We start from the raw sequence: 12204 nt of genomic DNA, 5'->3' as shown, positions 1-12204 counted from the left end.
GTGAGGACGGTCAACGCCCTCACCCGACACTCGCCGTCACCACAGCCATCACCGACAGCAGCAGCATGATGGTCATGAGCTGGAGCGAGGCGGCCGGCTGGGTGCGCCAGGCGGTGATCTTGTCGGAGAGCGACAGATGGGCCGCGAAGAATTTCGGCTCGTAGACGGTCTTGAAGGCGGCGGGGAAGCTCGGGCCGAGCGTCACGGCCAGCATCGCGTGGGCGAGCGAGGCGAAGGCGACGAAGATGGCGACGCCGGGGTCGCCGACGAGGTCGTGGTTGCCGCACAGCTTGAGCAGCAGCGCTGCCGCCGCGAAGGTCGGAAAGCTCTGCAGCAGCGCGGTCAGCGCAAGGCCTTCGAGCGCGTTGCGCGGGCGGGACTTTCTCGCGGTGGCGATAGCGGCCATGGCACGTCTCCCTGATGACATGGGGATGACCTTAGCCACAGGGTGAAGGCCGGGATGTGAGGTGACTCACGCCCCATTCAACTATCGGAACTGCCGCATGATGGATTCCGGGCTCGCGGCTTCGCCGCGCCCCGGAATGACGAAGTAGACTACAGCCTGCCCTGCCCGTTCGCCTGGCTCTGTTGTTGCTGCTGCCTGTCCTGCTCGTTGGCGCGATGGCGGCCGTAGAGGCAGCCGGCGGCGGCGCCGAGCATGCCGTGATGACCGGCATAATGGCCGGCAACGCCGCCGACGATGGCGCCCTTGATGCAGCCCTTGGCGTTGGCGGCGGAATTTGCGCCGAACATAAGCAGCGCGGCGGTGACGGTGAGAAGCGGGGATTTCATCGATGTCTCCTGCGGTGTCAGCGTCCTCAACGACGGCGAGCCGGCCGGGTTCCCGTGCTCGCCACATGGTGAGAAACCTCGGGCCGTTGATCGTGGGGGCGGGAGTGGAGGCGGAGCAGGTGTCTCCCCGGAGTGGTCCTGGCGAAGGCCAGGACGACACTGGTTGTGCCGCGCGGGCACTCGCGCATCTCCAACGGCCCGTTGAACCTCCCCCGCTTCCCGGACCCGGTAGGATTACGGGGTCCTGTTGTAAATCTCACACTTTGCGCTCACTTGTGCCTTGCAAAAACGTGATTTGAGTTTTTCCAGAAATCCCGTATTTGTTCGCATACAAATGAATTCAGCAGCCCCTCGGCACCTTACTGTGCATGGGGTTGTTTTCCGTTTTTACGCTTCAATTTCAGGACGCCCCCAAATGACAGAGCACAGCCTCTGGCGTTTCTCGCGCGCGTTGCACCGTGCGATCAACGACCGGCATTTCGAGGATATCGAGGCCCTGATCGACGAAGACGTCGAATGGGCGATCTACGGCCCGATCGACATGTTTCCGTTCCTGGGCGCGCGCCAGGGCAAGGCGGCCGTGCTCCGGGTCATCCGCCAGCTCGCCGACAATTTCCGCGTCCGCCGCTTCGAGCGCGAGAGCATCATGCTGGGCGTCGATTCCGCCTCCTCGATGCTGCGCTACTCGCTGACGGCGCTGGATTCCGACAAGCCGATCAGCCTGCGCGTGGCGCAGTTCGTACAGTTCAGGGCTGATAGGCTGATCAGCCTGCGTGTGCTGGTCGACACCTTCGATCTGGTCGAACAGGCGCTCGGCCGCGCCATTCATCTGCCAAAGATAACCAGCGTCGGCTGAAGGGACACCAACGGGCTTCCTGAGAATTCGGGACCGGTCGATTGATGCTGCTATGACACGTACTGGCCTCCAGCCCCGCCGGACGCCGTCATGGAGATGCTCATCACCGGGCGCGCCATTTGCGCGCGGCCCGTTGGTTCGTCATTATCGGCGCCACAATTTCGCAACGATAGTTCCGCATTTTCCGCGCGAACTGGGCTCGCGGGCAAGGCAATGGAATTCACGACAGGTTTCGGCTGGACCAGGCTGCCGCTGGCTGCCGCGTTCATTTTGGGTTCAGTGCTGACGGCTGCAGCGCAGATGATTCCGCCCTTCTCCCCGCCCCCCGCCGCGACCACGGCTGACGACGACGAGGCCGAGGTCGCCGAGGCCCCCAGCGTCAACGCCCCCGACGTGCTCAAAGGCATCGACGTCGACAAGCTCGACTGGAGCCAGCTCGCCATCGACGCGGGTACGCTCAACGACCTCCTCGCCGCCAAGAAGCGCGCGCAAGCCGCCGCCAAGGACGGGATCGACTGGTCGTCCAGCGCCAATGCCAACGGCTCCTCGGGCGTTAAGGTCAAGCAGTCGGTGTCCCCGTTCTGGGACGCCCGCATCGGCGCCGACATGACGGTGACGAAAGAGCCGACCACGATGTCGGAGCTGCTGGCGCTGAAGGCCGAAAATGGCGGCAACCTGCCGCAATCCTCCGGCAGCGCCTGGGCCGCCGCGACCGCGCCGGGCGCAGGCGCGATCTGGGACAAGACTGCGGTCGAAGCCCGCGTCGATCCGGGCAGCGAACAGAGCAGGCTCGGGGCGTCGCTGACCAAATCAATGCCGCTGTCGGGCGACACCTCGCTGACGCTGCAGAACGGCTACAGCGTCAACCAGCAGGGCACCACGGCGCTGCCCGGCCTCGGCGGCCACGTCAGCCGCAATTACGAGACCGACCAGTCCGCCAAGGTCACGATCACCGACACCGGGACCAGCATCTCGGCGGGGCAGAGCCTATCGACCACCGACGACAAATGGCTGCGCAAGGTAGGCGCCGAGCAGAGGCTGTTCGACAACGTCACCGTCTCCGGCTCGGTCGGCGAAACCTCGCAAGGCGTGATCAACAAGAACGTGACGGCCGGCTTCAAGAAGAGCTGGTGAGCCTTGTTTAGACTTCCCTAACCGTACGCCACGGCAAAGCCCCCGAATGGTCCGCCCTTGCCGCATCTCGGCCCTGTTGCGGTCAAAATCCGGCGCACAGATGCATCGGCCTGACACACATCGTCGTGCGGGGGACACTCGCGCTGCGCTCAACGCGAACAGGGGAATAACGATGAACGCCATGCGTCCGGAAAAGACCGAGACCACCGAGACCGAGACGGTCGACAGCAATCTCGCCGCCGTGACCGAAGTCGAGGCCGGTATCCGCGATTTCGTCCGCAACGACATCGCCTATCTGCGCCGGCCGGCCACCGCCGCGACCACGGACTCGCCGCCGCTCGATCCGAGCGCGGAAGCCACCGTGACCAACGTCAACTCGCTGATCCAGCGCGTCGCCGGCACCTCGCTCGCCGAGATCGAGAATCTGATCTCCGAGCTGGAGAGCCTGCGCGACCTGCTTCATGCCGAAGGCCAGCGCGTCCAGCGCGAGATCTCGGGCTACGCCCAGCTCAGCCAGGCCGCGATGAAGTCGACCCGCATGATCGCCGACAACGTCGCCCAGTGGAAGCGCGCCGCCGACGGCCTGCGCAATAGCTGATCGGACGGACGAAGCATCACCAGCCGCCGCGTTCCGAAAAGGGGCGCGGCGGTTTTGATTTTGGCACGTGAGGGGCTCACGCTGTCTCTCCAAGACAGGTGTCATCACCCGCGAAGGCGGGTGATCCCGTATTCCAGAGACGCTTGTGGTTGAGCCGAGGCGCCGCGGCGTACTGGATGCCCCGCATTCGCGGGGCATGCAGCGCTGGGTGTGGCCGCGAAGGCGGCGAATGCGCCGGTTTGAACCCACCGCCTACTCCCGGCGACCAATGCCAAGCGTCCGTGCCGCTGACGGCCGGGCCTCGGGGACATCTCAGATGGAAAGCATTCGGCCCGATACCACGGACCCGATACCGCTGCGGCCCGCGCCGAGCCAGTTCGGGACCATCATGCTGCGCTTTGTCGGGCTGCTGGCGGTTGCGATCGCAATTTTGGCGTTCGTCTATAGCCGCTGAGGCCGGAAGCCGCTTGCCCGGAACGTAAACAGTCTCTTAACGGCTCGCGTCGACCGTCGAGGCTTCCAGGGTGTAGGCGCCGTCGGCGTAGCCCTTCACCACCATGCCGGCCACCAGCATCACGGCCAGCGTCGCGGTAGCGAAGATAAATCCGACCAATTTCAGTGCGCCGCGGTCTGCCATCGTTCTCGTTCCCTGTCCTCTGCCCAGTTCGTTCAAATAGACAGCGACAGGTTCATAATTGGTTAGCAACTCGATGGTTCCGGTTGCTGCTTCGCGAGGGACCGGGCCATCTCGGGAGGCTTATGGCAGTCACCCTGAATCGCGTCCATAGCGCGCGGGCAACACTCGCGCGCTGTTTTGGCTGATCATCCTGGAACTGGTCTAAGCGCTCTTCCGCATCGGCACGAAGGCGCTGGCGGTGATGGAATAGACCTCCTCGCCGCGCTGGTTGGTGCCGGTGGTGCGGGCGGTCAGGATGCCCCAGCCGGGACGCGAGGCGGAGCTGCGCTTGTCGATGACGACGCTGGCGAAAGAGATGATATCGCCGGCGAGCACCGGCCTGATCCAGCGCAGGTCGCGAAAGCCCGGCGACGGTCCCCAGACGGCAACCTCCTCGCCGCGTGAAGCTGCCTCACGCGCCAGACGTTGGCCGTCGGCGACCACCAAGCTCATGCAGGCCGAGCCGACATGCCAGCCGGACGCAGCAAGCCCGCCGAACAGCGAATTCTTGCCTTCCTCCTCGTCAAGGTGAAAGCGCTGCGGATCGAACCTGGCGGCGAAAGCCTTGATGGATTCGGCGGTGAAGCTGTAGGCGCCGAGTTCGCGGCGCTGTCCGATCTCGATCTGCTCGAAGAACCGCATCAGGCCGCTCCCGCGCGTCGCTCGATCAGGATCGGCGAGGTCATCTCGCACAGCGCTTCGCCTTTGGCGTTACGCGCGGTGCATTTGAACTTGACGATGCCGAGGTTCGGCCGGCTCTTCGAGGTGCGCGCTTCAACGACATCGACGTCGAGCGTGAGATCATCACCCGGCCTGAGCGGCGAGAGCCAACGCACCTCGTCGACCCCCGGAGACCCGAGCGAGGCGGCACGGGTGATGAAACCGTCGGCCATCATCCGCATCATCAAGGAGCACAGATGCCAGCCCGAGCCCGACAGGCCGCGCAGCATGCTTTTGCTGGCGGCCTCTTCATCCAGATGCATCGGCTGCGGATCGAACTCGGCGGCAAACGCCAATATCTCGTCGCGGGTGACATGGCGCGGGCCGAACGTTCCATAGCGGCCTGGCGGGAAATCTTCGAAGGTCAGGGTCATCTTGGAAAAGCTTTGCGGGAAGGACAGATTGTGGCCGCACTTTGCAGCAATCTCAACCCGCCGGCCCGCATGGCTCGTGCTACATTCGGCGAGTCGGCCTGCCTCATTGTCCTGACGGCACGGCCGGGGGCGCGATTTGCCCGGGGGAGAGAGATGTTTTCATTCAGCGATCTGTTTCAGTGGGACCGCTTCATCACGCCGACGATCATCAAGACCTTCTACTGGCTGGTGATCGGCGTGATCTGCCTGTTCGGACTCTCCGGAATCTTCGCCGGCCTCACCGCGATGGCGATCAGCCCGTTCGCCGGTTTCCTGGTCGTGCTGGAATCGATCGCGGGCGTGGTCGTCGGCGTGGTGTTCTCGCGCATCGCCGCGGAGCTGATCCTGATCGTGTTCCGCATCAACGAGCATCTCGGCGCCATCAGGGATCAGGGCGGCGGGATGCGGTGATACGAATGCAGGTGCCGTAGGGTGGGCAAAGGAGCAAAGCGCCGTGCCCACGGCCATTCCGCGATTGAGAGAAATGGTGGGCACGCTGCGCTTTGCCCACCCTACTGCACCCATGAGGTAGACCTCGTTCTTCACCGCGTATTTACGCGCGGATGACAGGCTCGGCCCAGCGTGAGAGGCGCGGGACGCCACAGGGGTCAGGAGCGGATTGGTGGGCAAGATCGAGAACCCGGTGCTGCGGGTCGGTGCGCTCCTCTTCTTCGCCTGTTGTCGGGCCTGGCTGACATTGCGGTACGGGCGCCGGCTCCAGCTCGGGCCCGGGATCGTGTTCAAGGGGCGGCTGGTGCTCGGTCGGGGCGTCCGGGTGTCGATCGGAGCGAATTGCCGGATCGGCAAGCGCGTGCTCATCACCGGACATGGCCAGGTGACGGTCGGCAAGGACACCTTGCTCAATGGCTGCTGGATCGGCTGCGCGCAGAAGGTCGATATCGGGTCGTCCTGCCTGATCAGCGACTGCGACATCGTCGACACGGACTTTCACAACCTTCCCCCGCGGCTTCGGCACGCGCCTGCGGTTGCTCGGGCCGTCGCGCCGGTGCACATCGGGGACAATGTCTGGGTGGGCGCGCGCTCGATCGTGCTCAAGGGCGTGACGATCGGCGACCACTCGGTCGTGGGCGCCGGATCGGTGGTGCGTGAGGACGTCCCACCCCGCGTGGTCGTCGCCGGAAACCCGGCGGCGGTCGTCAGACAGTTCCGCGACGACGAATAGAGAACGCTGTGTAGGACACGGTGCCGTAGGGTGGGCAAAGCCGCGCAGCGCCGTGCCCACCATCATTTCGCGATTTGAGAAAGACGCGTGGGCACGCTTCGCTTTGCCCACCCTACGGTACCGCCGTTGAGGCCTTAGGTATTAAACCTGAAATGCATCACGTCGCCGTCGGCGACGACGTATTCCTTGCCTTCGAGGCGAAGCTTGCCGGCATCGCGGGCGCCGGCTTCGCCGCCGAGCGCGACGTAGTCGTCATAGGCAATCGTCTCGGCGCGGATGAAGCCCTTTTCGAAATCGGTGTGGATCACGCCGGCCGCGCCCGGCGCCTTGGTGCCGCGATGGATGGTCCAGGCGCGCGCTTCTTTCGGGCCCACCGTGAAATAGGTGATGAGCTCGAGCAGCTTGTAGCCGGCGCGGATCAGACGATCCAGACCCGCTTCTTCGAGACTCAGCGTCTCCAGGAAGTCGGCACGCTCCTCGCGCGAGATCGTCGCGATCTCGGATTCGATCTTGGCGGAGATGACGACGGCAACCGCGCCCTCCTTGGCCGCCTGCTCCTCGACCGCCTTGGAGAAGGCGTTGCCGGTGGCCGCCGAGCCTTCCTCGACGTTGCAGACGTAGAGGACCGGCTTTGACGACAAGAGGCCGAGCATCGAGAACGCCCGCTCCTCTTCGGCCTTGCGCTCGACGAGGCGCGCGGGCTTACCGTCGCGCAGCAGCACCAGCGTGCGGTTGACGAGGTCGAGCTGCTCCTTGGCGTCCTTGTCGTTGCCCTTGGCTCTCTTGGTCAGATTGTCGACGCGCTTCTCGAGGCTGTCGAGGTCGGCGAGCATCAGCTCGGTCTCGATGGTCTCGATGTCGGCGAGCGGTGCGATCTTGCCCTCGACATGGGTGATGTCGGAATCCTCGAAGCAGCGCACGACATGCACGATGGCGTCGACCTCGCGAATATTGGCGAGGAACTGGTTGCCGAGGCCTTCACCCTTGGACGCGCCGCGCACCAGGCCGGCGATGTCGACGAAGGTCAGCCGGGTCGGAATGATCTGGCCCGACTTGGCGATCGCCGCCAGCTTGTCGAGCCGCGGATCCGGCACGGCGACCTCGCCGACATTAGGCTCGATGGTGCAGAACGGATAGTTCGCAGCTTGCGCCGCGGCCGTCTCGGTCAGCGCGTTGAACAAGGTCGACTTGCCGACATTGGGCAGTCCGACGATTCCGCATTTGAATCCCACGAGCCTATTCCTTGCCGTTCTCGTCCTTGGTCAAAAATCCCTTCGCCTGCATCGCCAGATGCACCCGGTTGGCAAAGGTCGCGTCAGTGCCCTTGGCGATCAGTGCGGCGTGCTCGGCCACCGCCTCGCAGAGCGTCGTCACCCACTCATTGTCGGCCTTGGCGAAGTCCGACAGCACGTGGCCGTGCACCAGCTCCTTGACACCGGGATGACCGATGCCGAGCCTGACACGGCGGTACTCGTTGCCGATATGCGCCGAGATCGAGCGCAGACCGTTGTGGCCGGCGATGCCGCCGCCGATCTTCACCCGCACCTTGCCCGGCGGCAGCTCGAGCTCGTCGTGAAACACCGTGGTATCAGCAGGCGCGATCTTGAAGAAGCTCGCCGCTTCCTGAACGCTGCGGCCGGACTCGTTCATATAGGTCGTGGGCTTGAGCAGGATGACGCGCTCGGGTCCGAGCGTGCCTTCCGACGTCTCGCCCTGAAAACGACGGCGCCATGGTGAAAAACCATGACGCCGCGCAATCTCGTCGACGGCCATGAAGCCGATATTGTGCCGGTTACGTGCGTATTTCGCGCCGGGATTGCCGAGCCCAACAAAGAGTCGCATGACGCGGCGCGCCCCTCAGCCGGCACGCGATCGAAGACCGCGCACCAGCTCGTCTGAAGGATTACTTCTTCTTGTCGCCGCCGGCCGGAGCCTTGGCAGCAGCAGCCGGAGCAGCAGCACCCGCAGCCGGAGCCGCGCCAGCCGCCGGAGCAGCAGCGCCCGCAGCCGGAGCCGCGCCGCCAGCAGCCGCCGCAGCCGCGGCCTTCTGCTCTTCGGCGTAGCCGGACGGCGGCACGATGGTGACGAGGGTCGCGTCCTCGCGGGTCAGCGCCTTCACGCCGGCCGGAAGCTTGATGTCCGACAAATGCAGCGAGTAGCCGATTTCGAGCGCGCCGACGTCGGCCTCGAGGAACTGCGGGATGTTCTCGACCGAGCACTCGAGATCGATGGCGTGGGCGACAATGTTGACGGTGCCGCCGCGCTTCACGCCCGGGGAGGTTTCCGCCTTCACGATGTGCAGGGGCACGCTGATGCGGATGGTGGCGCCTTCGCCGAGCCGCATGAAGTCGACATGGATCGGGAAGTCCTTGACCGGATCGAGGTGGTAGTCGCGCGGAATCACGCGGTGCTTCTTGCCCTCGAGCTCGATGTCGACCAGCGTGGTCAGGAACCGGCCGGCGAGGATGCGCTGGCGCAGTTCACGATCTGCAATCGAGATCGTCAGCGGGGGCTGGTTGTTGCCATAGATCACTCCGGGCACGCGCCCGGCGCGACGCTCAGCCCGGGCGGCCCCCTTGCCGCTCTTCGGACGTGCGGTCGCCTTCAATTCCTTGACGGTCGTCGCCATAGTCTAAGTCCTTGTTTTTGCAAAAGTTAATGGGCCGCAGCGCGGCCCATGGCATGGTCCACAGCAAGCCTCCAGGGGTGCGGGGGCCGTGAACGTGGCGGGCTTTTACCCGGAAGATCCGGAAATGACAAGGAGAATGGGCGGGCTTGGGGCACGGAGCAGCCCGGATGGAGCGGAGCGAAATCCGGGGACTGTGCAACAGGCCAGACCTGCCCGGATTGCGCTCCGCTCCATCCGGGCTACGGAACCGCATTACCCGCCGAGCTTGGCCTCCAGCGCCGCGATGCGCGCCTTCAGGGCTTCGTTCTCCTCGCGGGCCAGGCGGGCCATGTCCTTGACCGCCTCGAACTCCTCGCGCTTGACCAGGTCCATGTCGCGCAGGAATTTTTCGGCCTGGTTGCGCATCACGGTGTCGAACTCGCGCTTGACGCCCTGGGCCGCACCGGCGGCATCGTTCATCATGCGGCCGATCTCGTCGAAAAACCGGTTGGTGGTCTGGGTCATGTCGGTCTCCTGATCGGTTGGCGGCCCCGATAAACTTTGCGCGAACGCACCAAAAGACAATGGCAATCTGCGGTGACAGGTTCAAGGGCCGCGCCGCGGTATCCTTGTCATGCCCCGGTTTCCTTGCAATCGTATTCAACGTCGCTGCATAACCGGGAATCACAAGGCGGAAAGACATGATCGAGCAGCAGATCGCTATTCCCACCAAGGACGGCCACACCGCGACCTTCATCGTCCATCCCGAGCGTGGTGGACCGTTCCCGGTCATCCTGTTCTACATGGACGCGCCGGCGATCCGCGAAGAGCTGCGCGACATGGCGCGGCGCCTTGCGACCTCGGGTTATTACGTGATGCTGCCGAACCTCTATTACCGCTCCGGCGTGATGGAGCTCGGCGCGCTGCCGGCCGATCCGAACGCACCGGAGCGCAAGCGCATGTTTGCGCTGATGAGCTCGTTGACCATTCCCCTGATCATGGACGACACGCGTGCGCTGCTCACTTACGCCGAAGGCCAGACGGCCGCGAACACCAAAATCGTCGGCACCGTCGGCTACTGCATGAGCGGCCGCTACGCCGTGAACGCCGCCACGCATTTCCCTGAAAGCGTCAAGGCCGCCGCCTCGGTCTACGGCACGCAGCTTGCGACCGACCAGGACGACAGCCCGCATCTCGCGGCCGGCAAGACCAAGGCCGAGCTCTATTTCGCCTGCGCCGAGACCGACATCTACGCGCCGACCGAGATCATCGAGAAGGTCAAGCAGGGCATGAAGGGCGCGAAGGCCGAGGTCGAGATCTATCCCGGCACCCATCACGGCTTCGCCTTCCCCAAGCGTCCGGTCTATGACCGCGACGCCGCCGAGCGGCATTGGGAGCGGCTGCTGGCGCTCTATCGCCGTAATCTCCATCAATAGCAGGCGCGATGCCCCTTCTGCTCATCGACTTTCCATCGTTCAATCCGGTCGCGCTTCAGATCGGACCGTTCGCGATCCGCTGGTACGCGCTCGGCTATATCTGCGGGATCACGTTCGGCTGGCTCTATGCGCGGTCACTGTTGAAAAAGCAGCGCTTGTGGGGCGGGCCAGTTCCAATCTCGCTGGTGCAGATCGATGACTTCATCCTGTGGGTGACGCTCGGCATTATTGTCGGCGGCCGCACCGGTTACGTGCTGTTCTACAATTTGCCCTTTTTCATCGAGCATCCGGCTGCCATCTTCAAATTGTGGGAGGGCGGCATGTCCTTCCACGGCGGTTTCCTGGGCTGCGTCGTCGCGGTGATGTGGTTCGCCCGCAAGAATGGCATCTCGATCCTGTCGCTGGGCGACATCACCTGCGGGGTTGCGCCGATCGGAATCTTTCTGGTGCGGCTGACGAATTTCATCAACGGCGAATTGTGGGGCCGCGCCACCGATGCGAGCGTGCCCTGGGCGATGATCTTCCCCAACGATCCCTCGCACCTGCCACGCCATCCGAGCCAGCTTTATGAAGCCGGCATGGAGGGCATCCTGCTGTTCACCGTGCTCGCGATCATGATCCGCCTCGGCGCGCTGAAGCGCCCGGGCATGATCCTCGGCAGCTTCATCCTGATCTACGGCCTGACCCGGATCATCGGCGAGCACTTCCGCGAGCCGGACGTCCAGCTCGGCTACCTCTGGGGCGGGTTAACCATGGGCATGCTGTTGTCGATCCCGATGCTACTCGTCGGCGGCATACTTATTGTAATGGCAGTACGGCGCGGCGCGCCGAAGCCCGCCACCTCCATTCGTTAATTCATTTCGAGACATCAGCTCGTGACCGAACAGGCACTGCTCAACGAGATCAAGGCACTGATCAAATCCTCAGGCCCCATGCCGGTCTGGCGATACATGGAGACGTGCCTGATGCATCCGCGCTACGGCTATTACGTCTCGCGCGATCCGCTCGGGCGTGAGGGCGACTTCACCACCTCGCCCGAAGTCAGCCAGATGTTCGGCGAACTCCTGGGGTTATGGACCGCCTCGGTCTGGAAGCAGATGGGCTCGCCGCCATCCCTGCGGCTGATCGAACTCGGTCCCGGCCGCGGCACCATGATGGCGGACGCGCTGCGCGCGCTCCGCGTGCTGCCGCCGCTCTATCAGGGGCTCAGCATTCATCTGGTCGAGGTCAATCCGGTGCTGCGCGAACGACAACAGGCGACGTTGTCGGGGGTGCGCAACAGCATCACCTGGCACGACAGCATCGACGACGTGCCTGATGGTCCCAGCGTCATTCTCGCCAACGAATATTTCGACGTGCTGCCGATCCACCAGATGATGAAGCGCGAGGACGGCTGGCATGAGCGCGTGATCGAGATCGACCCCAACGGCAAGCTCCAGTTCGGCGCCGCATCCGAGCCGACGCCGCGCTTCGACGTGCTGCTGCCCCCTTTGGTGCGGGCGGCGCCGGTCGGCGCGGTGTTCGAATGGCGGCCCGATACGGAGATCATGAAGCTTGCCTCTCGCGTGCGCGACCAGGACGGCGCCGCGCTGATCATCGATTACGGCCATTTGCGCAGCGATGCCGGCGACACCTTCCAGGCCATCGCGCGCCACACCTTCACCGATCCCTTGAAGGCGCCTGGCCAGGCCGACGTCACCGCCCATGTCGACTTCCAGGCGCTGGCGCGGGCAGCCGAGAACGTCGGCGCGCGTGTGCACGGGCCGGTGACGCAGAGCGACTTCCTCA

Annotated in this window: 18 protein-coding genes; 9 read left to right on the top strand and 9 right to left on the bottom strand. The window is 64.5% G+C overall.

Translation table 11 applies throughout. From position 1 onward, the window contains the following. Positions 1 to 19: 19 nt before the first annotated feature. Both HYH07_RS22560 and HYH07_RS22555 read right to left on the bottom strand, forming a co-directional pair. The gene (locus HYH07_RS22560; protein WP_220004562.1) at positions 20 to 406 is read right to left on the bottom strand and encodes a hypothetical protein; all 387 of its coding nucleotides are present in this window, start codon (positions 404 to 406) and stop codon (positions 20 to 22) included. Between the two features lie 149 nt (positions 407 to 555). Continuing rightward, entirely contained in the window at positions 556 to 792 is a 237-nt protein-coding gene (locus HYH07_RS22555) for a hypothetical protein (RefSeq protein WP_220004561.1), read from the bottom strand. A gap of 415 nt (positions 793 to 1207) precedes the next feature. Between HYH07_RS22555 and HYH07_RS22550 the strand changes: the two genes are divergently transcribed. The 4 genes from HYH07_RS22550 (at position 1208) to HYH07_RS22535 (ending at position 3834) form a co-directional block, all read left to right on the top strand. Further along, positions 1208 to 1648, top strand: coding sequence for a nuclear transport factor 2 family protein (locus tag HYH07_RS22550; RefSeq protein ID WP_220004560.1), 441 nt, complete (start codon positions 1208 to 1210; stop codon positions 1646 to 1648). Positions 1649 to 1861: 213 nt separating this feature from the next. Then, positions 1862 to 2782 (top strand): hypothetical protein, encoded by a 921-nt coding sequence (locus tag HYH07_RS22545; protein WP_220004559.1) that lies wholly within the window; start codon positions 1862 to 1864, stop codon positions 2780 to 2782. A gap of 172 nt (positions 2783 to 2954) precedes the next feature. After that, positions 2955 to 3380, top strand: coding sequence for a hypothetical protein (locus tag HYH07_RS22540; protein WP_220004558.1), 426 nt, complete (start codon positions 2955 to 2957; stop codon positions 3378 to 3380). Positions 3381 to 3696: 316 nt separating this feature from the next. Then, a complete protein-coding gene (locus HYH07_RS22535; RefSeq protein WP_164933651.1) occupies positions 3697 to 3834 on the top strand; it encodes a hypothetical protein in 138 nt (45 codons plus the stop codon). Between the two features lie 36 nt (positions 3835 to 3870). Here HYH07_RS22535 and HYH07_RS22530 read toward each other — a convergent pair whose 3' ends face one another. The 3 genes from HYH07_RS22530 to HYH07_RS22520 all read right to left on the bottom strand — a co-directional run bounded on the left by HYH07_RS22530 (position 3871) and on the right by HYH07_RS22520 (position 5150). Further along, on the bottom strand, positions 3871 to 4017 hold the full coding sequence (locus HYH07_RS22530) for a hypothetical protein (RefSeq protein ID WP_164938884.1): 147 nt from the start codon (positions 4015 to 4017) through the stop codon (positions 3871 to 3873). Positions 4018 to 4218: 201 nt separating this feature from the next. Further along, on the bottom strand, positions 4219 to 4698 hold the full coding sequence (locus HYH07_RS22525) for a MaoC family dehydratase (protein ID WP_220004557.1): 480 nt from the start codon (positions 4696 to 4698) through the stop codon (positions 4219 to 4221). Then, on the bottom strand, positions 4698 to 5150 hold the full coding sequence (locus HYH07_RS22520; RefSeq protein WP_220004556.1) for a MaoC family dehydratase: 453 nt from the start codon (positions 5148 to 5150) through the stop codon (positions 4698 to 4700). The genes HYH07_RS22525 and HYH07_RS22520 overlap by 1 nt, the downstream gene beginning before the upstream one ends. A gap of 153 nt (positions 5151 to 5303) precedes the next feature. Between HYH07_RS22520 and HYH07_RS22515 the strand changes: the two genes are divergently transcribed. Continuing rightward, on the top strand, positions 5304 to 5600 hold the full coding sequence (locus HYH07_RS22515; RefSeq protein WP_092230128.1) for a DUF4282 domain-containing protein: 297 nt from the start codon (positions 5304 to 5306) through the stop codon (positions 5598 to 5600). A 211-nt stretch (positions 5601 to 5811) separates the two neighbouring features. Next, positions 5812 to 6372, top strand: a complete 561-nt coding sequence (locus HYH07_RS36610; protein WP_312016691.1) for an acyltransferase — start codon at positions 5812 to 5814, stop codon at positions 6370 to 6372. A gap of 134 nt (positions 6373 to 6506) precedes the next feature. On the opposite strand, the gene ychF is transcribed toward HYH07_RS36610, so the two are convergent. The 4 genes from ychF to HYH07_RS22490 form a co-directional block, all read right to left on the bottom strand. Then, positions 6507 to 7604, bottom strand: coding sequence for a redox-regulated ATPase YchF (gene ychF, locus HYH07_RS22505; protein ID WP_220004554.1), 1098 nt, complete (start codon positions 7602 to 7604; stop codon positions 6507 to 6509). A 4-nt stretch (positions 7605 to 7608) separates the two neighbouring features. Next, positions 7609 to 8214: an aminoacyl-tRNA hydrolase gene (gene pth, locus HYH07_RS22500; protein WP_220004553.1), complete on the bottom strand. Its 606-nt coding sequence runs from the start codon at positions 8212 to 8214 to the stop codon at positions 7609 to 7611. Between the two features lie 61 nt (positions 8215 to 8275). Continuing rightward, positions 8276 to 9001 carry a 50S ribosomal protein L25/general stress protein Ctc gene (locus HYH07_RS22495; RefSeq protein WP_057741585.1) on the bottom strand — a complete coding sequence of 242 codons (726 nt, stop codon included), beginning with the start codon at positions 8999 to 9001 and terminating at the stop codon, positions 8276 to 8278. A gap of 252 nt (positions 9002 to 9253) precedes the next feature. Next, the gene (locus tag HYH07_RS22490) at positions 9254 to 9505 is read right to left on the bottom strand and encodes an accessory factor UbiK family protein (RefSeq protein ID WP_057741966.1); all 252 of its coding nucleotides are present in this window, start codon (positions 9503 to 9505) and stop codon (positions 9254 to 9256) included. Between the two features lie 176 nt (positions 9506 to 9681). Between HYH07_RS22490 and HYH07_RS22485 the strand changes: the two genes are divergently transcribed. From HYH07_RS22485 to HYH07_RS22475, 3 genes are all read left to right on the top strand, one after another. After that, on the top strand, positions 9682 to 10416 hold the full coding sequence (locus tag HYH07_RS22485; protein WP_220004552.1) for a dienelactone hydrolase family protein: 735 nt from the start codon (positions 9682 to 9684) through the stop codon (positions 10414 to 10416). 8 nt (positions 10417 to 10424) lie between these two features. Next, positions 10425 to 11270, top strand: coding sequence for a prolipoprotein diacylglyceryl transferase (gene lgt / locus HYH07_RS22480; RefSeq protein ID WP_220004551.1), 846 nt, complete (start codon positions 10425 to 10427; stop codon positions 11268 to 11270). Positions 11271 to 11291: 21 nt separating this feature from the next. Beyond that, the coding region (locus HYH07_RS22475; RefSeq protein ID WP_220004550.1) for an SAM-dependent methyltransferase at positions 11292 to 12204 on the top strand (913 nt) is incomplete at its 3' end.

It is taken from the genome of Bradyrhizobium sp. BR 10261 (assembly GCF_019455395.1).
Taxonomy (GTDB): Bacteria; Pseudomonadota; Alphaproteobacteria; order Rhizobiales; family Xanthobacteraceae; genus Bradyrhizobium; species Bradyrhizobium manausense.
Note: the sequence above shows the minus strand (reverse complement) of the source record. Positions and strands in the feature narration are given on the sequence as shown.